This is a genomic window from Shewanella sp. M-Br, from assembly GCF_036245925.1.
Lineage (GTDB): Bacteria > Pseudomonadota > Gammaproteobacteria > Enterobacterales > Shewanellaceae > Shewanella > Shewanella oncorhynchi.
Map to the genome: position 1 here is coordinate 52130 of NZ_BJBV01000027.1, position 21556 is coordinate 73685.

Genomic DNA, 21556 nt, shown 5'->3' on the forward strand with positions numbered 1-21556 from the left:
GATTAAATTCCTTTCCCGCTAATTAGGCTTGGTAGTAGCTACCGTTATTGGCTGCTAATGTACGCATCGCATCTGTGACTTGATACAGACCGCCCAAGTGAGCATATTTGTCTGCTAAGGCCACAAAGTTTGCGACACCCATGGTATCCAAGTAACGGAACACGCCGCCTCTGAATGGCGGGAAACCTAAGCCATAAACTAGGCCCATATCCGCTTCGGCAGGCGATGCGACAATCCCTTCTTCTAAACAGCGCACGGTTTCGATGATCATAGGGATCATTGTACGGGCAATAATGTCATCGGCTTCAAAGACTTTTAATTCGCCAAAGGCAGCTTTCAATAGGCCGTAGCTCGTAGGATCGACATCTTTCTTCGGTTTACCACGGCTATCGACTGAATAGACATAGAAACCTTTGCTATTTTTCTGGCCAAGACGTTTGTTCTCAAACATCACATCAATCGCATCAGTGCCTGATTTACCCATTCGATCAGGGAAACCTTCAGCCATAACGGCTTGGGCGTGATGACCTGTGTCTAAACCCACTACGTCGAGCAGGTAAGCAGGGCCCATTGGCCAACCGAATTGTTTTTCCATTACCTTGTCGATTGCAGCAAAGTCGCCACCTTCGGCAAGTAAGCCGTTAAAGCCTGCAAAGTAAGGGAAGAGTACGCGGTTAACGAAGAAGCCTGGGCAATCGTTTACCACGATTGGGGTTTTGCCCATTTTGCTGGCGTAAGCCACAACAGAGGCGATGGTTTCTTCAGAACTGTGCTCACCACGGATAACTTCTACCAACGGCATTTTGTGCACTGGGTTGAAGAAATGCATACCGCAGAAACGCTCAGGTTTCTTCATGCTCTTAGCGAGCAAGTTGATTGAAATCGTTGAGGTGTTTGACGCGATAATTGCATCTTCACTCACATAGCCTTCAACTTCGGCTAAAACCTGTGCTTTAATTTTTGGATGTTCAACAACGGCTTCAACGACGACATCACTGTGTTTGATCGCAGCATAATCTAATGAAGGCGTGATGTTGTTCAGCACTTTGGCCATTTTTTCGGGTGTTGAACGACCACGAGCAACTTGGGCAGACAGCAGTTTGGCGGCTTCATTGAGGCCTAAATCTAATGCTGGCTGGGCAATGTCTTTCATGACAATCGGTGTGCCTTTGCTGGCGCTTTGGTAGGCGATACCGCCGCCCATAATGCCAGCACCTAATACGGCAGCGTTTTTCACTTCTTTGGCTAATTTACCCGCTTTTTTCGCTTTGCCTTTAACGAATTGATCATTAAGGAAGATACCGATAAGCGCTTTAGCAACGTCAGTTTTAGCCAGTTTGATAAAGGCTTGATGCTCGATTTGCAGTGCTTCGGTGCGGCCTTTAGTTGATGCTTGCTCAATTACGCTTACTGCGGCCATTGGTGCAGGGTAGTGTTTACCCGCAACCGCAAACACCATGCCTTTGGCTGTGGTGAATGACATCATAGCTTCAAGTTTTGGCAGTGTTAGTGCAGACAGCTTGCGGTTACGACGCGCTTGCCAATCCAACTTTTCAGCAACAGCATCTTTGAGCATTTGAATCGCAGCCGCTTCTAATGCTTCTGGCGCAACCACAGCATCCACAGCACCGACTTTCAGTGCATCTTCAGCGCGTTGGTCGTTACCTGTGGTGATCCATTCAAGTGCGTTATCTGCACCAATCACACGTGGCAGACGAACTGTGCCGCCAAAGCCTGGGATGATGCCGAGTTTAGTTTCAGGTAAACCGATTTTGGCTGTGGTATCTGCGATACGAAAATCCGTTGCCAGAATGGTTTCACAGCCGCCACCTAAGGCAAAGCCTTTGATTGCAGATGCGGTTGGGAAAGGTAAGTCTTCGAGTTTGTTGAATACAGCGTTGGCTTGTTCAACCCAAGAGAGCAGTACGGCGTCATCTTGTGCAAATAGGCCTAAAAATTCGGTAATGTCGGCACCCACAATAAAGGTATCTTTACTTGAGGTCAGCACTAACGCTTTGATATTGGAATTTTGCTTGATGCTGTCTAATGCGGCATCGAGCGAAGCGAGGGTTTCTCTGTCGAATTTGTTCACCGAACCGGGTGCGTTAAAGCACAGCTTGGCAATATTATCCTCGAGTAACTCAACTTGAATTGTAGGACTTTGGTAGATCATTGCTTGCTTCCTTTTGGCTTAAAAGTGATACCCACCATTATGTGTTGGTGCTAGTACGACTCTCTATCTCACAGCAGCTTCGGCCATCATTTGACCAGTTGTGTGCCAGTGTGCTTCGAAATTCGATAAATTACAACACCCAATTTAAACGACTGTTTAATTTCTTGTCGGCTAGAGTGATTTTTCACCTTTGTGATACACTGCACAGAGTGTAGAACACCTAGAATGCGTTAAATCACTTTGCGGATAAATAGGTCTTTGTGGCTGTTTTCCTTAGACGTTTAAACGCTGTAGCCATGCTAGGGTTGAATAGAATTATTAAAAATAATCATGATGTTATCGCTTTAATGTTCTTTATTCAGCAGCCATGTATTTTAGATTGAGTGACAGTTTAACGTTTTGATTGAATCTGTTGTTCATGATCAGATTAAGATTATGTGGGCAAATTTGGCTCATAATATTAACTTTTATTCATTGCAGGAGATGACAAATGGATCAGTTGGCTCATCACTATCGTGCCCATATTGCCGAGTTAAACCGCCGAGTCGCAGAGATTTTGTCTCGAGAAGCCTTGTCTGGTTTAGTGATCCATTCGGGTCAGCCGCATCGGATGTTTTTGGATGATATCAATTATCCCTTTAAAGCAAACCCGCACTTCAAGGCATGGTTGCCAGTGTTAGATAATCCTAATTGCTGGTTAGTCGTCAATGGTCGCGATAAGCCGCAGCTGATTTTTTATCGTCCTGTGGATTTTTGGCACAAAGTATCCGATGTGCCGGATATGTTCTGGACCGAGCATTTTGATATTAAGCTGTTAACTAAGGCCGATAAGGTCGCTGAACTGTTACCCAAAGACACTGTTAATTGGGCTTATTTGGGTGAGCATTTAGATGTAGCCGAAGTGCTGGGTTTTACCAGTCGCAATCCCGATGCTGTGATGAGCTATTTGCATTACCACAGAACCACTAAAACTGAATATGAGCTGGAATGTATCCGCCGCGCCAACCAAATTGCGGTGCAGGGACATTTGGCGGCTAAAAATGCGTTTTATAACGGTGCGAGTGAGTTCGAGATCCAACAGCACTATTTATCTGCCGTGGGCCAGAGCGAAAATGAAGTGCCCTACGGCAATATTATCGCTCTTAATCAAAATGCGGCGATTTTGCATTACACCGCGCTCGAGCATCAAAGCCCTGCGAAACGTTTGTCTTTTCTTATTGATGCGGGCGCGAGCTACTTTGGTTATGCGTCTGATATCACTAGAACCTATGCATTCGAGAAGAATCGTTTTGATGAGTTGATCGCTGCGATGAATAAGGCGCAGCTTGAACTCATCGACATGATGCGCCCCGGCGTGCGTTATCCTGATTTACACTTAGCGACTCATGCTAAAGTCGCGCAAATGCTATTGGATTTTGATTTAGCCACGGGGGATGCCCAAGGTTTGGTTGATCAAGGCATTACCAGTGCTTTCTTCCCCCATGGTTTAGGCCACATGTTAGGTTTACAAGTGCATGATGTGGGTGGCTTCTCCCACGATGAGCGCGGTACCCATATCGCTGCACCTGAGGCCCACCCATTCTTGCGCTGCACCTGCATTTTAGCGCCAAACCAAGTGCTGACTATGGAACCTGGGTTATACATCATAGATACTTTGCTCAATGAGCTTAAACAAGATAGTCGTGGCCTGCAGATCAACTGGCAAACGGTTGATGAGTTAAGGCCTTTTGGCGGTATTCGTATCGAAGATAACGTCATAGTGCATCAAGATAGAAACGAGAACATGACCCGTGAGCTCGGCTTAGCCGATTGATGTTTGAAAATAGATTAGGGCGAATTCGTGCTCGAAAGTTATAACGTTCCCTGTGATGAAATCGTCATTGAAGAAGAGATAAAGCATAGTCGCTTTATCTCTTTTCTCTTTCATTGCGATAGTGTCGATAAATTAAAGTTAGTACTTACTGACATAAAGCGTGACTATCCCAGCGCAAGCCACTATTGCTCAGCTTTTGTTGCTGGCGCACCGGATGATAGCGTCTTGATTGGTTCGAGTGATGACGGTGAGCCCGCTGGCAGTGCTGGTCGCCCTATGTTAGCTGTGTTGCAAGGGGCACATATTGGCGAAGTTGGCGCTGTTGTCGTGCGTTACTATGGCGGTACTAAGCTAGGCGTAGGTGGACTCGTTCGGGCTTATACGTCGGGCTTAAGGCAAGGCTTGATTCAATTACCGACGCGACTCAAACAGTTACGGTATCCCGCCAAGTTGCATTGTGATTATGCGCAGCTGCGCGATGTCGAGCATCTATTACAGCAAGTGGATGCCGTGATCATCGATAAGCAATTTGCCGCAGCGGTCGATATTGTGTTTGAGATAGGGCGAGAGCAACAGGCATGGCTTTGTGAGTCACTGGCGACACTGAGTCAAGGAAGTTTGAGGCCCGAGTTTGAGCTGTGATGCCTGCGTAAATTATGCCAAAATAGCCCAAATGCTGAAAATACCTTTACAGCCAATGGAATAATTGAACTCGCGTAATGCAATATAAAACCATAATTAGAATCATAGGCCTGCTGATTGGTTTATTTTCAATCACTATGCTGCCACCAGCACTGATCGCTGTTTGGTATAACGATGGCGGCGGCACGGCGTTTATGCAGGCATTTTTTGTTAGCCTATTTATTGGTTTTTGGCTCTGGTATCCAAACCGCCACTGCAAAGAAGAATTGCGTACGCGAGAGGGCTTCCTGATTGTCGTGCTGTTCTGGACTGTACTGGGTTCTATTGGTGCCTTGCCGTTTATCTTTTCGAGTCAGCCAGACTTAAGCTGGACAGACAGCTTCTTTGAATCTTTTTCTGCGTTAACCACCACCGGAGCCACTGTCATTGTCGGGCTCGATTTCCTACCTAAGGCCATTTTGTTTTACCGCCATATGCTGCAATGGCTTGGCGGCATGGGGATTATTGTGCTCGCAGTGGCTATTTTACCTGTGCTCGGTGTGGGAGGAATGCAGCTTTATCGCGCAGAAATTCCGGGGCCAGTGAAAGACAGTAAGATGACCCCGCGGATAGCCGAAACCGCTAAAGCACTGTGGTATATCTATTTACTGCTAACGATTTCCTGCGCGACGGCTTATTGGTGGGCGGGCATGAGTATTTTTGACGCCATTTGTCATTCATTTTCGACCATAGCCATCGGAGGTTTTTCGACCCACGATGCCAGCATGGGCTATTTCGATAGTCCTACTATTAACCTTATTTGTGTGTTCTTTTTAATTGTTTCTGCGGTTAACTTTAGCGTGCATTTTGCGGCATTCTCACGACGTGGGATTAACGTTAGAGTCTATTTTAAAGATGCTGAATTTAAGATGCTGGTGGCGATTCAACTTATTCTCACAGCGATTTGTTTCTTCACGCTTTATCGTTCTGGTATTTATGATTCGCCAGAAGAAACCTTAGATCATGCTTTATTTCAGGCAGTTTCAGTTGCCACTACGGCTGGATTTGGCACTGATAGCTTCCATCTGTGGCCATTGTTTTTACCCATACTATTAATGTTTTCGAGTTTTATCGGTGGCTGTGGTGGCTCAACTGCGGGTGGGATTAAGGTCATTCGAGTAATTTTACTGCTGTTACAGGGTTCCCGTGAATTGAAACGACTCGTTCACCCTAAGGCAATGTTTTCGATTAGGATTGGCTCTAAAGCCTTACCCGACCGCGTGGTTGATGCTGTTTGGGGATTCTTTTCTGCCTATGCGCTGGTGTTTGTGATTTGTATGCTTGCACTCATGGCGATGGGATTAGATGATATTACGGCTTTTAGTGCCACGGCGGCATGCTTAAACAACCTAGGCCCAGGTTTAGGTGAGGTAGCGAGCAATTATGCCAGTATTGGTGATGGAGCCAAGTGGGTATTGGTCGTGGCTATGCTGTTTGGTCGCCTCGAAGTATTTACCTTACTGATTTTGTTTACGCCAACTTTTTGGAAGAATTAATCATGCAGACGTTAATAATCTATTCGACGATAGATGGCCAAACATTGGCAATTTGCCAAAAAATGAAGACGATTGCTGAACAGGCGGGAGAGCAGGTTTCGCTCGCCACATTAGAGCAGGCGGAAGCGTTGAGCTTAGTGGATTTTGATAAAGTGCTGATTGGTGCCAGTATTCGTTATGGTAAACATAGACCAGAGCTTTATCAGTATGTGAATCGCCACCATGCAGTGCTAGATACTAAGATTAATGGTTTTTTTACCGTTAACGTAGTAGCGCGCAAACCCTTAAAAAATACGCCTGAAACCAATCCTTATATGCAAAAGTTTCTCAAGCTTTCACTGTGGCAACCCCAGCAGTTAGAAGTGTTTGCGGGCAAGATTGATTACCCTAAATACGGTTTCTTTGACCGGACCATGATACGTTTTATCATGTGGTTGACTAAAGGGCCTACGGATATCACAGGCACTTTTGAGTTTACCGATTGGGCAAAAGTCGATGCCTTCGGTAACCGTTTTAGCCAACATTGAAAACCATTAAGCCCTAACCACTTGCAAGAGGTTAGGGCTTAAATTTAGGCTAATTTTGCAGTGTTAGGCCGCGCAGTAGCGGCTATGCAGAATTGAAATCACTTGGGTGACTTGCTCGTTCTTGAGTTTATAGTAAACAATCTGCGAGCTCTTACGGGTATCCACGAGATCTTCTGCGCGTAATACAGCTAAATGCTGGGATAGGGCCGACTGACTTAATGGCACTGTGGCGTTGAGCTCGGTTACGCTCAACTCTTTGTCTAGTAATAGACATAAAATCATTAGGCGATAAGGGTTCGCTATGGCCTTGAGCCATTTAGCCGCACTTTCCGCATTAGTTACCATTGCATCTACATCTATATCATTTTGCATAAGGTCACTCACTTTATCGCTTTTGATTAGATAATTCTAATTTAACACATGTGTTTACGCAATCATACTGCTCGGCAATGCAGATCTCAATTTTTGCATCTCAGAATATGAGATACGACTGATTTGTGATCCTATCAGAGGTTTATTTAACGTAACCTTGCCACAATGGTGGTATTACTCAGTGGATCGGGAATTGCCTATGACACGCGTCCTCGTACTTTATTTTACCCGTGGTGGCCATACGGCCAAGATTGCCAGTGCAATTGCCGAGCAATTAAGATTTCGTGACGCTAAGGTTGACCTCATCGATATCAACAGTGCTGCTGCGACTTGTATTAATTGGCCTGATTATGATGTCGTTGCCTTAGGTGCCTGCGTGCTCTATGGCACCTATGATAAGAGCGTTTTTCAATTTATTGAGCAGCATGCACAGGCTCTGGGCGCATTGCCAAACAGTTTTTTCTGCGTCAATGTTGTGGCGAGAAATCCTGAAAAACGTATCCCTGCAAATAATAAATATCTGCAAAAGTTCATTGCGTTATCGCCATGGACGCCTGCTGATCTTAAAATTATTGCGGGCAAAGTGGATTATCCTTCATGGCCTTGGTATGACAGATTGGCGATTCAGTTGATTATGAAGATGACTAAGGGTCCAACTGATCCTAAGTCAGTTATCGATTATACCGACTGGGCAGATGTGAAAGTCTATGCTGATCATCTGTTGGAATTAGCTGACGTTACTGCTATTTAGGACGGGTCAGGCTTAATAAAAAAGGCGCTTAACAAGTTAAGCGCCTTTTTAGTATTCAATCTCTACTGAATTAGTACTTCCAGAAACTCGGGTGGAACAATACCGCCACGGTTAAGATTTCTAAACGACCGAGGAGCATGCCGAGTGACAACGCCCATTTAGCGACATCGGGTAGCGTTGAGAAGTTACCTACAGGGCCAATAATCGGGCCTAAACCAGGGCCAACGTTAGTGACTGCCGTAATCGCTCCCGTGAAACTGGTCATAGGATCGAGACCCGTGAGCACTAAAATCACTGACAAGCCTACAATAACCATCACAAACAGCAGTACGAAAGTGATCAGAGAGCGCACGATATCATCACTGATGATGCGGTTGTTGTAACGTTCCCTAAAGATACCGTTTGGATGACATTGCTGTTTCAATTGCTCGCGCATAATGGCCCCAGCAATTTGAAAACGGAAGATCTTAATCCCGCCCGAAGTTGAACCAGAGCAACTACCGACAAACATTAAAAACAGGAAGGCGATATTGGCAAAGGCGCCCCAAGCACCGTAGTCCGTTAAGCCATAACCTGTAGTGGTGACTACCGATACCACGTTAAAGCTGGATAAACGCAGTGCATCTAGAAGCTCAATGTCGCGGGTTTGCCACAGCCAGAAGCCAATAGAACAAGATACAAATGTGAGGAAAAATAAGAAGCCTTTGACCTGAGCATCGTTCCAAATCCGTAGATCCCTTTGCTGTATGGTTTGTACAAACATGAGCAGTGGCAAGCCACCTGCTGCCATAAAGAAAATCCCAACCCAGTGTGCAGAGTTGGAGAACGCCGCCATTGAGCTATCTGAGGTCGAGTAGCCACCAGTCGAGAGGGTGGTCATTGCATGATTGATGGCCTGAAACCAAGTCATTCCTGCCAGATGATAGGCAACACAGCAGATACTCGTTAGTAAAATATATATAAAGAATAAATACTTAGCCATGCTTTGGGTGCGAGGCACTGCTTTATCGCTCCAATCGGATGATTCAGTGCGGAATAGCCGCATCCCGCCGACGTTTAAGAAGGGCAGAATCGCCACCGCCATTACGATAAAACCAATCCCACCTAGCCATTGCAATAAAGAGCGCCAGATTAAGATACTGTGATCCATAGTATCCAACCCTGAGAGTACAGTAGAACCTGTGGTCGTGATGCCGGACATGGTTTCAAAGAAGGCGTCGGTATAACCAATACCGTGATAAAGGGTAAATGGCATGGCCGCGAATAGGCTTACGATCAACCACGTTAGGCTGGTTAGCAGGAACATATCGCGGATATTGAGGTTAATGCTTTTGCTCTGGCCATTGTGTAAACACAGGCTTGAGCTAATGCCTGTGACTAATGCCGACACCATAAAAGAGCCCACAGTTTCCTCTCCTTTGTATGCGGCGAGGAGCAGTGGGATCAGCATGAAAGCTGTCAGCATGGACAAAAACAGCCCTAAAATAAACAATAGCGGTCTAAAGTTCAGCATAAGTTGGCTTACTAAGGTTCTTAGAAGAAGAAAGCACTTGGTTGGAAAAGCTTCTCGACTTCGCCGACAAACTTTTTATTCACTAAGAACAAGATCACGTGATCTCCTTGCTCTATCACGGTTTTGTCGTGGGCCATCAGCACTTCATCATTGCGGACAATGGCGCCAATCGTTGTCCCCGGTGGCAACTTAATATCACCAATGGCTTTGCCAACGACTTTAGAAGTGCTGGCATCTCCGTGGGCGATGGCTTCAATTGCCTCGGCCGCCCCACGACGTAGAGAGTAAACGTTACAGATATCACCCTGACGAATATGAGTTAATAGTGCTGAAATCGTCGCTTGCTGTGGTGAGATTGCAATATCGATGTTGGCTTCTTGCACGATATCCACATAGGCTTCGCGTTGAATAAGCACCATGACCTTTTTCGCGCCCATACGTTTTGCTAGCAGGGCGGACATAATATTGGCTTCGTCGTCATTGGTGACCGCAATAAATACGTCGGTTTGGTCTATGTGTTCTTCGAGCAGTAATTCTTGATCTGAGGCATCACCGCAGAACACTGTGGTATTTTCCAGCTGCTCCGATAAGGCTTCTGCACGTTCTAATTTATGCTCAATCAGTTTGACCGAGTGGGTGCGCTCAAGGCGTTTTGCTAAACCTAGGCCTATGTTACCGCCACCGGCGATCATAATGTTGCGGTAGGAGTTATCGAGCTTTTGCATTTCGCTCATGACAGCACGAATGTGGCGACTGTCTGCAACGAAGAAGACTTCATCATCGGCTTCGATAATGGTCGTTCCGCGAGGCATAATAGCGCGGCCTTGGCGGAAGATCGCCGCGACTCGGGTATCAATATTGGGCATGTGTTCGCGAAGTGCCGCTAATGCATTCCCCACCAGTGGGCCGCCGTAATAGGCACGAACGGCAACTAGGCTTAGCCGTCCTTCGGCAAATTCGAGTACTTGCAATGCGCCTGGATATTCTACGAGTCGCTGGATGTAAGCGGTCACTAACTGTTCAGGGGCGATTAATTCATCGATCACGAAGCCGCCGCGGGGGCGACCGTCGCTATTTTTGGTTTCACTGTCGATAAAGAGTTTATCGCGCATCGCCAAATACGGTTCTGAGCGGATACGGGCAATTTTAGTCGGCGTACCAAAAAGGGTATAGGCAATCTGGCAGGCAGCCATATTGCATTCATCACTATTGGTTACGGCGATAAGCATGTCGGCATCTTCTGCGCCCGCTTCTCTGAGCACATCAGGGTGAGCGGCATGGCCCGCTACGACGCGAAGGTCATATTTATCTTGCAGGGCGCGTAATCTGGATTTGTCATAATCGACAATGGTGATGTCATTGTTCTCACCCACCAAATTTTCGGCCAAGGTTCCCCCGACTTGACCCGCACCTAATATGATAATTTTCATGGCCTTGCTTACTTCCTAATCAGTCGCTTTCAATAAACGGGCATAATAAAACCCATCCATATTGTCTTGTCCTGGCGTGATTTGCCAACCTATATCCTGTGGCGAATTTTGCTGGGCAAGTGTGTCTAGCTTAGCATCTACCGTTCTATCTAAAAACGCACTGATCTGGTCGCGGTTTTCCTGCGGTAAAATCGAACAAGTGGCATAAAGAAGCGTGCCACCGGGTTTTAGCCACTTCCAGCAATGATCGAGAATTTGCTGTTGTAGTTCAGCCAACTCTTCGATGTCATGGTTTTTTCGCAACCATTTAATATCGGGATGGCGGCGGATCACTCCCGTGGCTGAGCAAGGCGCGTCCAGTAAGATACGATCAAATTGTCCGCCTTGCCACCATGAGTCTATGTTGGCCGCATCACCATGGATAAGCTCCGCTTTTAATGATAAGCGGTCAAGGTTCTGTTGCACACGTTCAAGGCGTTTGGCATCAAAATCAACAGCGACTAATTTGATACTCGGCTCAAGTTCGAGTAAGTGACAACTTTTGCCACCGGGTGCCGCGCAGGCATCGAGTATTAATTCATTCGCTTGCGGGGCAAGTAAGGTCGCCGCCCATTGTGCCGCGCCATCTTGCACTGATGCTGCACCTTCATGAAAGTGTGGCAGAGTGGCGACATCCTTTGGATGCGCTAGGAGAATGGCATCGGCACTGCTGCCTTCGCTCGCTTCAATGTCGATTTCGGCTAAAGCAGCGAGGTATTCGGCACGGCTCTGGGATAAGCGATTGTTACGCAGCCACATGGGCGGGCGTTCATGGCTTTGTTGAATGATGTCTTGCCACTGCTCGGGATAGGCTTCTTTTAAGCGCTTAATTAACCAAGCGGGTGTGTTATAGCTTAAGGTATCTGATTCAGTGCTTAGCGGCGATAGCTGGCGCTGAATATTGCGCAGTACACCATTAACCACTTTGACCATGCCTTCAAATTTTAATTGGCGACAGGCTTCGGCGGTTTCTGAAATTGCGGCGTGGCTTGGAATACGAGTGAAGTACAGTTGATAGCAACCTACGATCAGCAGCTGGTGGATAATCCTTTGTTTGCCTTTAAGTGGTTTCTCTAGGCATTGACTGATGCGTTTTTCTATTTGCGGCAGAGTGCGCATCACTCCATAGCAGATCTCGGCAAGTAGGGCTTTATCTTTGCCGCTGGCAAGATGCTTTTGTTGATCAGGCAATGCCACTGACAGTGACACGCCTTTTTCTAATACTTCGAAGATGGCTTTCGCAGCTAGCGCGCGCAAGTTCATGATTATTGTGCCTCGTTTGCGAGGCGAGTATTCGGGCTAAACCATTCACCTCGAGCATTGAGAATATCGGCAACATTGAGTGGCTTTTTCCCCGGAAGCTGCATACTCAGCAGGGTTAACACACCATCAGCGGTGGCGACGTCTATGCCTTTTTTGCTGGCGCTGATAATAGTGCCCGGAGCAGCTGTGCTGGTGATTTCGCTGACTTGGGTTTGCCACACTTTAATAGTGTTACCTTGGTGCTCAAAGTAACTCACAGGCCAAGGATTAAAGGCGCGGACTTCTTGCCATAACTGTTTAGCGGATTTATTCCAGTCGAGTCTAGCTTCTTCTTTGCTGAGTTTTTCTGCGTAGTTCGCTAAGGCTTCATCTTGTTTTTCAGCGGCTAAAGTGCCATTTGCCAAACCTTCGAGTGCTTGCAATAGGGCAACGGGACCTTGTTCTGCCAGTTTCTCGTAAAGGCTGGCTGACGTGTCATTATCTTCGATTGGCAGATAGGTTTTAAGCAGCATGTCACCAGTATCTAAACCCACATCCATCTGCATAACGGTTACGCCAGTTTCTTTGTCGCCGGCCCAAAGTGCGCGTTGGATCGGTGCGGCACCACGCCAGCGTGGCAAAATAGAACCATGAACGTTAATACAACCTAAACGCGGTGTATCTAACACGACTTTTGGCAAGATCAGACCGTAGGCTACGACCACCATGATATCGGCGTTGAGTGCGGCAAGTTCTTGTTGCGCGGGTTCTTTACGTAATGAGCCGGGTTGAAACACTGGAATACTATTGGCGATAGCGAGTTCTTTTACTGGGCTGGCGGTCAGTTTCTTGCCGCGGCCAGCGGGTCTATCGGGCTGAGTGTAAACGCCAATCACATTGTGGTGTGAGTTTAAAAGTGCTTGTAAGTGGCGAGCGGCAAAATCCGGTGTTCCGGCAAAGATGATGTTGAGTGGTTTCAAATCTGATCCTATGCTTCTTTGGCGTCCAATCGGGCCGCTTTTTCAAGTTTTTGTTTGATCCGCTGACGTTTTAGCGGCGACAAATAATCGACAAACAATTTGCCTTTGAGGTGATCCATTTCGTGTTGAATACAAATGGCAAATAACTCATCGGTCTCAACTATAAATTCGTTACCGTGCCTGTCTAAGGCTTTTACCGTGACAAATTCGGCGCGATCGACTTTGGCGTAAATCCCCGGAACTGACAGGCAGCCTTCTTCATTGCAGAAGTCACCGCTGCTGGCGATAATTTCGGGGTTGATAAACACTTTGGGTCGTTCGACTTCATCCTGTAAGTCCATGACAATAAGTTGTTTATGGTAATCCACTTGGGTCGCGGCCAGACCGATACCTTTTTCTTGGTACATGGTTTCGAACATATCATCAATTTGAGTCTGCAGCTCGGCATTAAACTCTGTGATGGGTGTGGCTTGTGTTCGTAATCTTTCGTCAGGGAATTGTAATACTTTTAATAGTGTCATACATAAACTCTTAACAAGTCTGTCAAATCTCTGCCAGTTAGTTATACTGACTGATGCTAATGAGTTAATTTTAATCTTTAGTGCCTACCAATAACAGTAAAAGCTCAAACTAAGAGTTAAACAACATGGAAATACCCATGAAACGGTTAATTTTACTCGCGTTAATGACATTCAATTGCACGTTTGTTGCCGCAGATACCCTGACGCTTAAGGCGGGGCATCCTGAGTCATATGTAGTGAAAAAGGGCGATACTCTTTGGGATATCTCCGCCGCGTTTCTGAATGACCCATGGAAATGGCCGAGTCTTTGGGATGTAAACCCACAGATTGCTAACCCCCACCTTATTTACCCTGGCGATCAACTCACTCTGGTATTTATTGATGGTCAGCCGCGCCTTGTGCGTAATGGTGCTACTGTCGATAGTGCTAAACCCCATGTAAAAAAGAGTCCCGAGGGACGTGTCATTGCTAAGAGTAATGCTATTCCAGCCGTTGATTTAGCCTTGATTGAACAATATTTAGTGCAGAATCGGGTCGTCGAGACTCACTGGCTTACTGAGCAACCTATGGTGCTGGCAGGTGAAAGTCCATCGCGTCACCATATTGTTGGTGATGTGATTTATATTGATGCTGAACTGCCAATAAACCAAAAATATGGTATTTACGAACGCGGTCGCGAGTTTTTCAATAAAGTGTCAGGCGAAGCGTTAGGACAAGAAGCCATTTTGTCGTCTACTGGGCAAGTGATTGAGTCTGGTAAGGTTTCAAAAATTAAGTTGCTAACGAGCTTTCGCGAAACCAAAGCGGGCTTCAGAGTATTGCCGATGGAAAGTGATTCCTTGATGTCAGCTTACTTTACTCCTAAACCTGCGGAATTAAAGATACCGGCTTTAGTGTTAGCGACAGAATCAAATTTGCGTGAAGCGGGTAAGTTGAATGTCGTGTACTTAGATAAAGGTACTCAGGATGGCGTCGAGCCTGGGGTGGTATTTTCTATTTACCGTGATGGTGAGGTTATTGTTATCAACAATGATGGTATGCCGGTTCCTGCAATTGAACGTACTGCCTATGATAACCTAATGGCGTCAGTCTCTTCGGATCGTGCAGTTAAGATGCCGGATGTTTATCATGGTAAGTTGTTAGTGTTTAAAGTGTTTGATAAGGCGAGCTTAGGTTTGATTGTCTCCACCGAGCGGCCTGTTCGTGTCGACGATAAGTTAATCGCCCCAGAATCTTTAGCCTTAAGAGGTCTATAATCTCTGAAAATTTGGTCGATTGGTTAGTTGTTTGTGCTGTATCTGGGCTAGGACCCGCTCGGATCCAACAATTATTAATGCACATGGAAGTGGACGACCTCAGACAAAGGTTAGAGCATGAGAGACAAGCGCTACCTTTATCTGATCATCTGCTCCATAGCCTTGTTATTGATTATCAAAAAGTGGATGTCGCCCTCGAATGGCAACAGCAAGCCGCCGATCATCATCTGCTTTGTTTCTCTGATCCGCTTTATCCACCATTATTAAAACAACTCTCAGATCCGCCCGCTGTCCTGTTCGTTAAAGGTTGCTTAGAGGCGTTAGCCCTTCCTTATCTTGCGATTGTTGGCAGTCGTAATGCTTCTCCTGGCGGATTGCAGGTCGCTTACCAACTGGCTGCTGAGATGTCCTCAATGGGATTTGGTATCTGTAGTGGCATGGCGATGGGGATTGATGGGGCGGCCCATAAAGCCTGTGTTGACCATCAAGGGCGCACTATTGCCGTACTAGGAACGGGCATAGAGATCATTTATCCACGAAAACATCGACAGCTTTATCATGATATTCAGCGGCAAGGCTGTATACTTAGCGAGTTTTGGCCTGATACTGGTCCCTTTGCGGGTAATTTCCCGAAACGAAATCGCATTATTAGCGGTCTATCTTTAGGTACTCTTGTGGTTGAAGCCTGTCGCAAAAGCGGCTCTTTAATCACTGCTAGGTTGGCGATGGAACAAGGGCGTGAGGTGTTTGCCGTTCCGGGCTCAATCTTAGGTGGTTACCATCAAGGCTGCCATGATTTATTACGTGATGGAGCAAAGCTTGTGGAAACCGCTGCCGATATAGTGGAAGAGTTGGCAAGTTTAACCGCTTTCCACCTTGAAGAATTGAAGTTATGCCACCATATACAGCAAGACGAGATTTGTAATTTGCCATTTTCGTCTCTGTTAGCTAGTGTAGGTTATGAAACTACATCAATTGATGCAGTCGTTGAACATAGTGGAAAAACGATAGATCTGGTGTTAGAACAAATGCTTGAACTTGAGTTGCAAGGTTGGGTAATAGCAGTACCCGGTGGTTACGTCAGAGTAAAGAGGAGCTAGCCATGTTTGATATCCTCATGTATCTATTTGAAAACTATGTTCACAGTGAAGTTGAACTACTAGTTGATGAAGACGAGTTAACCAAGGAACTCACTCGTGCCGGATTTCATCAATCCGAGATTTTAAAAGCGTTAACTTGGTTGGAGCGCTTAGCTGAATTACAAGAAGGGGATAAACCTTATCTTTGTAATCACGATCAGCATTCGTTTCGTATCTATACAAAGGACGAAATGGACAAGCTGGATGTAGAATCCCGCGGTTTCTTGTTGTTTTTAGAGCAAGTTAAAGTGCTGAATGTCGAAACCCGTGAAATGGTGATCGATAGAGTTATGGAGTTGGATGAACCAACCCTGATTTTAGAAGATCTCAAATGGGTTATCTTAATGGTGTTGTTTAACGCTCCTGGTCATGAGTCCGCTTATGAGCAAATGGAAGATTTAATCTTCGAACAGCCCGAAGGCCGACTGCATTCTTAATCGTTGTGAAAGATGAATTATGAGAGAAAGGAGGCTAAGACCTCCTTTTTTGATGCCATAAATTCCTTGATGGCACTGCGCTTGATATCCTAATGCGCTACGACAGGTGGTGAATGATTATGTCTAAGATTGATGAACAATTATTTAGTGCCCACGAACACGCACTGGAAAAAGAATACGAACTTTGCCCTGAATGTGGCAGCGAGTTATCGGTTAAACACAGTAAGCACGGCGGTTTTATTGGCTGTAATAATTACCCTAGCTGTAATTACACTCGTCCCTTAGTGCAACACGAATCCATTGAAACTCAAGTGATTGAAGGTTCTGTATGTCCTGAATGCGGCCACGAGCTGGCGGTAAAATCTGGTCGATTTGGGATCTTTATCGGGTGTACTCAATATCCTAGCTGCACGCATATTGAAAAACAGGATCAAGCGAGTGATAAGCCTGAAATTCCTTGCCCTGAATGCAAAGCGGGTAAGCTTGAGCACAGAACTAGTCGCTTCGGAAAGAGTTTTTATGCCTGCAGTGCTTACCCTAAGTGTAAGTTTATTGTGAATTATCCTCCGGTTGCTGAAGCTTGCCCTAGTTGTGGTTTTGGGATCTTAGTCGAGCGTAAAGGTGCGGCTGGGATGCGTTTAGAATGCCCGCAAAAAAGCTGTAAATACAAAAGACCACTTTAGTTTATTGTGTGACCTGCATCTTAATATTTGGCCGATGAAAGTGGCTTGCGTATAATCCTCGGCTGACCGCTGATGGGGCGGTCAGTATTCGAATTTATCCAATAATTTGATTGTTGAAATCGACAATACTCAAAAGGTGATCCTAAGATGTTGCAGCTGCACCCATCTGACATAAAAGATATTGTGCTTAACGGTGGTGTTATCGCTTATCCAACCGAGGCGGTTTATGGCCTAGGTTGCGACCCAGATAATGACACCGCTATCCAAAAGTTATTGGCGGTAAAACAGCGCCCATGGCAAAAAGGACTGATCTTAGTCGCCAGTGATTTTCAGCAGCTTTTAGCCTATGTTGATGAATCGCAATTAACTGTTGAGCAGCTCGAGTTTGCATTTTCCAAGTGGCCGGGGCCTTTTACCTTTGTAATGCCAATCAAAGCGCAGGTTTCAAAATACCTCTGTGGTGAATTTGACTCTATCGCAGTGCGAGTATCTGCCCATACTGGGGTGCAAGCCCTGTGCCGCGCGCTCAATAAACCTTTAGTGTCGACCAGCGCTAACCTTGCAGGCGAAGAGCCAGCATTAACTGCCGATGAAATTCTCGCAGATTTTACAGGTAAAATTGATGCACTCGTATTAGGTGAACTCGGTGAGCAACGTCAGCCCTCGACCATTATCGATGCGCGAAGCGGTAAGATTTTACGAAATGGGCAATGAGCAAACTAATAATAAGGATAACAAGATGAGTGTGCCTGATGTTGCAGTGGTAAAAGCGTTTTTAATCGATCTACAAAACCGAATTTGTGCTGGTTTACAGGCGCTGGATGGCCAGGCGACCTTTGCCGCTGATTCATGGACTCGCGCCGAAGGCGGTGGTGGCACGAGCCGAGTATTAACCCAAGGTGCAGTGTTCGAGCAAGCTGGGGTTAACTTTTCCCATGTGACTGGCGCTGCTATGCCTGCGTCGGCTACGGCGCATCGCCCTGAGTTAGCGGGCCGTAGTTTTGAAGCTATGGGGGTTTCTTTAGTGATTCATCCTAATAATCCTTATATCCCAACGACTCATGCCAATGTGCGTTTCTTTATCGCTCAAAAAGAGGGTGCCGATCCCGTGTGGTGGTTTGGTGGTGGCTTTGATTTAACGCCTTATTATCCGTTCGAGGAAGATGTGCGCGAGTGGCACCAGACTTCTAAGGATATTTGCGCGCCTTTCGGGGATGAGGTTTATCCCAAGTATAAGAAATGGTGCGATGAGTATTTCTTCCTACCGCATCGTAATGAAACCCGCGGCGTGGGTGGATTGTTTTTCGATGACTTGAATCAAGCAGGATTCGAGCAAAGCTTTAGCTTTATGCAAGCTGTAGGTAATGGCTTCTTAACGGCCTATGCGCCGATTGTCGAGCGTCGTAAAGAGACTGAATTCGGTGAGCGTGAGCGTCAGTTCCAACTCTATCGTCGTGGTCGTTATGTTGAGTTCAACTTAGTCTACGACAGAGGCACTTTGTTTGGCCTACAGACGGGCGGCCGTACCGAGTCTATCTTAATGTCGATGCCGCCATTAGTGCGTTGGCAATATGCTTATACACCAGAGGCGGGAAGCCCAGAGGCAGATTTGTACGATAACTACCTCAAACCCCGCGACTGGGTTTAGCCATTAATCTTAAAAAGTGGATGCGATGTCCACTTTATTGATTACGCATATGATCAGCCAGAGTTGAAATCGCCTCAAAGATGGCGGCTCGATGCTCTGGCTTATTAATGTTTTCTTCAATCGCAAATTTCATACAGAACAGCCATTGATCCCGCATCGCCTCATCGACGGCGAAATGCATGTGTCGTGCTCGCAATGCGGGATGACCATATTTCTGCTGGTAGAGCTGTGGCCCGCCGAGCCAACCACTTAAAAATTCGAACAACTTCTGCTCTGATTCCGCAATTGGCGCTCTATGAATGGCAAGCAGTGTTGTCGTTTCTGCGGAGCTTGCCATCTTCTGATAAAAACATTTGGTGATAGCGCGGATCACTTTTTCGCCGCCGATTAAGTCGTAAGCGTTAGATTGGCTCGGATCGCGATCATCCTGCGGTGGAGTGTGTTTGCTAAAAATCTTTTTAAGCCAGTTCATTGGAATAGTCGTTCACTAAAATAGAGAGTATTGAGCCGATGGCGCATTATAGCGTGAAATCCAGCGTGAAATTTAGTTGAGCATAATTCGTCTTGCCTAGGCTCAAAAGCGCGGTAGACTGCAAAGCCATTGAACCTAAAATTTAATATCGCTATGACAGACAGATACGCAGTGTTTGGCAATCCAATTAGCCACAGTAAATCGCCGTTCATCCATGGACAATTTGCCGCGCCCACCCAAGAGTTATTAACCTATGAAGCCATTCTTGCTCCGGTCGATGGTTTTGAAGCCTCACTGACGGCGTTTTTCAATGCGGGCGGCAAGGGCGCGAATGTGACAGTGCCTTTTAAGGAGCAAGCTTTTGCGCTGTGTGACAGTCTCAGCCCAGAGGCCAAGCTTGCCGGCGCGGTAAACACCTTAAGTTTATTGGCCGATGGCACTATTCGCGGTGATAACACCGATGGCTTAGGGCTGGTGGCCGATCTCATCGCTAACTTAGGCAGCCTGCAAGATAAGCGCGTGTTGCTTATTGGTGCTGGTGGTGCGGCGCGCGGTTGTATTCTGCCGTTATTAAATGCGGGAATTGCGCAGCTGATCATCAGTAATCGCACTCACACTAAGGCACAGCTTCTGGTCGATATCTTTACTTCGGTGGATAACGGTGCTTTCGCAAATAGAGTCACCGCCGTAGAAATGAATGAGCTTGTGGGCGAGTTCGATATCGTCATTAACTCAACCTCGGCGAGTCTTGCGGGCGAGTTGCCAACTTTGCCAGCGCATATCATCACTACCCAAACTGTTTGTTATGACATGATGTACGGCGCCTCGGTCACCGCTTTTAACCAATGGGCGCTATCTCAAGGTGCAGCTAAGGTTATTGATGGGCTCGGCATGTTAGTCGGACAAGCGGCTAAGAGTTTTACCCTATGGCGAGGTATCGAGCCCGACACTCAAGTGGTATTAAATCTTTTGAGGGATAAACTAATGGCCGAGCCTAAGTAGGAAGCATGAATCAAAGTATTCTTTTCCCCGAACTGCAATATTGGGACGACGCCCACAAGCGAGTCTGCTTTATCGCGCAGTCACAGGGGATGAACATCAAGTGCTATATCAGTGTGAATAAGTTAGCCGAGCTGAATGATTTCTCTGAACAGCCGAGTGCCAATGAAGCCGCCGCTATGCTGGCATTGTTTGATGCGGTGAGATTTGATGCCGAAGAAATGGCGGAAGACTTAATTGAAGCCGAAGAGTTTGATGAGTTTGGGGCAGTACACTTAGGCTAAACTTATCGAACTTAGATACTTTTCTGACTCAGCGAATAGCAAAAGGCGGTAGAGACTCAATGAGTCTCTACCGCCTTTCTTATATAGCTATAGTGACACTAAGCGACTAACTATAAGAGATTGGCTATAAGTGATTAGATGTTTTGTAACTCAACTAAGTATTCGTTTTTCAGTCTGACATAGTTGTCGGCAGATTCTGGCAAAAAGGCAATTTCGGCTGGCGTTAATGGGCGAGCCTGCTTAACTGGGCTGCCTACATATAAATAGCCACTCTGTAATACCTTGCCCGGTGGCACTAAAGACCCCGCACCTAAGATCACATCATCTTCTAAAATCGCACCGTCGAGAATAATCGCGCCCATACCCACTAATACTCGGTTACCGACTTTGCAACCGTGAAGCATAGCCTTGTGACCAATAGTTACATCATCACCAATAATCAGTGGATGACCATCGGGACGAGCAGCTGACTTACGCGTCACATGTAATATGCTACCGTCTTGTACGTTCGAGCGCTTACCAATACGAATATGGTTAACATCACCACGCGCCGCCACCATAGGCCAAATACTGGCATCAGTATCTAACGCAATATCGCCAACAAGCACCGAAGCTTCATCTACATATACGTTATTGCCTAATTGAGGATGAATACCTTGGTAAGTTCTGAGTGGCCCTGACATAGAAAAGTCCCTAATTGAGTGGTTTTTAGCATTATAAAGGTTAAAAACTAGCGGGTCAGGTCAAATATCCAACGAACAGTGAGGAAATGACAATTATCTTAAAAATAGGGGTTGCGGACTTTCTCAATCTCCCTATAATGCGCATCCACTGACACGGCAGACAGCGAAAGTAAGCTGACGAGTTAAGTTGAATTGAGTCGCTTTTAAGCACTTAATTCAACCGCAGCAAGAAGTTGAAAAATACTCCTTGACGCAAAACGGGAAATGCGTAGAATACGCAGCCCTAGCCAACTGGAAGCGTTCGACGCTCAGTGTGGTACTCAAGTTCTCTTATGAATATTGAGTTGCTCTTTAACAAGATAAAACAAGAAATCTGTGTGGACACTCACAGGTGTTGAGTTAATCGAAACTGCTTAG

At 46.3% G+C, this 21556-nt stretch carries 22 protein-coding genes; 13 read left to right on the forward strand and 9 right to left on the reverse strand.

Annotated elements, in window-relative coordinates; translation table 11 throughout:
• Positions 1-22 precede the first annotated feature (22 nt).
• Entirely contained in the window at positions 23-2173 is a 2151-nt protein-coding gene (gene fadB / locus AAA952_RS19525) for a fatty acid oxidation complex subunit alpha FadB (RefSeq protein ID WP_338258961.1), read from the reverse strand.
• A 490-nt stretch (positions 2174-2663) separates the two neighbouring features.
• On the opposite strand from fadB, the gene pepQ reads away from it, so the two are divergent.
• The 4 genes from pepQ to hemG (AAA952_RS19545) all read left to right on the forward strand — a co-directional run bounded on the left by pepQ (position 2664) and on the right by hemG (AAA952_RS19545) (position 6690).
• On the forward strand, positions 2664-3986 hold the full coding sequence (gene pepQ / locus AAA952_RS19530; RefSeq protein ID WP_338258962.1) for a Xaa-Pro dipeptidase: 1323 nt from the start codon (positions 2664-2666) through the stop codon (positions 3984-3986).
• Between the two features lie 27 nt (positions 3987-4013).
• On the forward strand, positions 4014-4628 hold the full coding sequence (locus AAA952_RS19535; RefSeq protein ID WP_338258964.1) for a YigZ family protein: 615 nt from the start codon (positions 4014-4016) through the stop codon (positions 4626-4628).
• A gap of 77 nt (positions 4629-4705) precedes the next feature.
• Positions 4706-6163: a TrkH family potassium uptake protein gene (locus AAA952_RS19540; protein ID WP_105250821.1), complete on the forward strand. Its 1458-nt coding sequence runs from the start codon at positions 4706-4708 to the stop codon at positions 6161-6163.
• Positions 6164-6165: 2 nt separating this feature from the next.
• A complete protein-coding gene (gene hemG, locus AAA952_RS19545; protein ID WP_198573727.1) occupies positions 6166-6690 on the forward strand; it encodes a menaquinone-dependent protoporphyrinogen IX dehydrogenase in 525 nt (174 codons plus the stop codon).
• A gap of 63 nt (positions 6691-6753) precedes the next feature.
• Here hemG (AAA952_RS19545) and AAA952_RS19550 read toward each other — a convergent pair whose 3' ends face one another.
• On the reverse strand, positions 6754-7062 hold the full coding sequence (locus tag AAA952_RS19550) for an ArsR/SmtB family transcription factor (protein WP_105250823.1): 309 nt from the start codon (positions 7060-7062) through the stop codon (positions 6754-6756).
• A gap of 199 nt (positions 7063-7261) precedes the next feature.
• Here AAA952_RS19550 and hemG (AAA952_RS19555) point away from each other — a divergent pair, with 199 nt between their 5' ends.
• Positions 7262-7813, forward strand: a complete 552-nt coding sequence (hemG, locus tag AAA952_RS19555) for a menaquinone-dependent protoporphyrinogen IX dehydrogenase (protein WP_338258968.1) — start codon at positions 7262-7264, stop codon at positions 7811-7813.
• Between the two features lie 70 nt (positions 7814-7883).
• Here the strand turns inward: hemG (AAA952_RS19555) and AAA952_RS19560 are convergent, their stop codons facing one another.
• Genes AAA952_RS19560 through def form a run of 5 tightly spaced genes read right to left on the reverse strand, consistent with a single transcriptional unit; the run spans position 7884 to position 13538 of the window.
• Positions 7884-9326: a TrkH family potassium uptake protein gene (locus AAA952_RS19560; protein WP_113941395.1), complete on the reverse strand. Its 1443-nt coding sequence runs from the start codon at positions 9324-9326 to the stop codon at positions 7884-7886.
• Positions 9327-9346: 20 nt separating this feature from the next.
• Positions 9347-10756, reverse strand: a complete 1410-nt coding sequence (trkA, locus tag AAA952_RS19565) for a Trk system potassium transporter TrkA (protein ID WP_105250826.1) — start codon at positions 10754-10756, stop codon at positions 9347-9349.
• A gap of 15 nt (positions 10757-10771) precedes the next feature.
• Positions 10772-12058 carry a 16S rRNA (cytosine(967)-C(5))-methyltransferase RsmB gene (rsmB, locus tag AAA952_RS19570; RefSeq protein ID WP_338258972.1) on the reverse strand — a complete coding sequence of 429 codons (1287 nt, stop codon included), beginning with the start codon at positions 12056-12058 and terminating at the stop codon, positions 10772-10774.
• 2 nt (positions 12059-12060) lie between these two features.
• On the reverse strand, positions 12061-13017 hold the full coding sequence (gene fmt / locus AAA952_RS19575; protein ID WP_106648737.1) for a methionyl-tRNA formyltransferase: 957 nt from the start codon (positions 13015-13017) through the stop codon (positions 12061-12063).
• 8 nt (positions 13018-13025) lie between these two features.
• Positions 13026-13538: a peptide deformylase gene (def, locus tag AAA952_RS19580; RefSeq protein WP_338258974.1), complete on the reverse strand. Its 513-nt coding sequence runs from the start codon at positions 13536-13538 to the stop codon at positions 13026-13028.
• Positions 13539-13663: 125 nt separating this feature from the next.
• Here def and AAA952_RS19585 point away from each other — a divergent pair, with 125 nt between their 5' ends.
• The 6 genes from AAA952_RS19585 to hemF all read left to right on the forward strand — a co-directional run bounded on the left by AAA952_RS19585 (position 13664) and on the right by hemF (position 18701).
• Positions 13664-14794: a LysM peptidoglycan-binding domain-containing protein gene (locus AAA952_RS19585; RefSeq protein ID WP_338258976.1), complete on the forward strand. Its 1131-nt coding sequence runs from the start codon at positions 13664-13666 to the stop codon at positions 14792-14794.
• 83 nt (positions 14795-14877) lie between these two features.
• Positions 14878-15894 (forward strand): DNA-processing protein DprA, encoded by a 1017-nt coding sequence (gene dprA, locus AAA952_RS19590; RefSeq protein WP_168827568.1) that lies wholly within the window; start codon positions 14878-14880, stop codon positions 15892-15894.
• 2 nt (positions 15895-15896) lie between these two features.
• Positions 15897-16370, forward strand: coding sequence for a DUF494 family protein (locus tag AAA952_RS19595; RefSeq protein WP_006083793.1), 474 nt, complete (start codon positions 15897-15899; stop codon positions 16368-16370).
• 119 nt (positions 16371-16489) lie between these two features.
• Positions 16490-17053 carry a DNA topoisomerase family protein gene (locus AAA952_RS19600; protein WP_173248520.1) on the forward strand — a complete coding sequence of 188 codons (564 nt, stop codon included), beginning with the start codon at positions 16490-16492 and terminating at the stop codon, positions 17051-17053.
• A 147-nt stretch (positions 17054-17200) separates the two neighbouring features.
• Positions 17201-17767 carry an L-threonylcarbamoyladenylate synthase gene (locus AAA952_RS19605; protein ID WP_263176962.1) on the forward strand — a complete coding sequence of 189 codons (567 nt, stop codon included), beginning with the start codon at positions 17201-17203 and terminating at the stop codon, positions 17765-17767.
• A 25-nt stretch (positions 17768-17792) separates the two neighbouring features.
• Positions 17793-18701, forward strand: a complete 909-nt coding sequence (gene hemF / locus AAA952_RS19610) for an oxygen-dependent coproporphyrinogen oxidase (RefSeq protein ID WP_131524495.1) — start codon at positions 17793-17795, stop codon at positions 18699-18701.
• A 34-nt stretch (positions 18702-18735) separates the two neighbouring features.
• Here hemF and AAA952_RS19615 read toward each other — a convergent pair whose 3' ends face one another.
• Entirely contained in the window at positions 18736-19173 is a 438-nt protein-coding gene (locus AAA952_RS19615) for a group II truncated hemoglobin (RefSeq protein ID WP_173248522.1), read from the reverse strand.
• A 153-nt stretch (positions 19174-19326) separates the two neighbouring features.
• Here AAA952_RS19615 and aroE point away from each other — a divergent pair, with 153 nt between their 5' ends.
• Together aroE and AAA952_RS19625 are read left to right on the forward strand one after the other, a co-directional pair.
• Positions 19327-20175 (forward strand): shikimate dehydrogenase, encoded by an 849-nt coding sequence (gene aroE, locus AAA952_RS19620; RefSeq protein WP_263203923.1) that lies wholly within the window; start codon positions 19327-19329, stop codon positions 20173-20175.
• 5 nt (positions 20176-20180) lie between these two features.
• Positions 20181-20456, forward strand: coding sequence for a DUF1488 family protein (locus AAA952_RS19625; RefSeq protein WP_113941387.1), 276 nt, complete (start codon positions 20181-20183; stop codon positions 20454-20456).
• A gap of 134 nt (positions 20457-20590) precedes the next feature.
• On the opposite strand, the gene AAA952_RS19630 is transcribed toward AAA952_RS19625, so the two are convergent.
• Entirely contained in the window at positions 20591-21139 is a 549-nt protein-coding gene (locus tag AAA952_RS19630) for a gamma carbonic anhydrase family protein (RefSeq protein ID WP_168827558.1), read from the reverse strand.
• Positions 21140-21556: the final 417 nt, after the last annotated feature.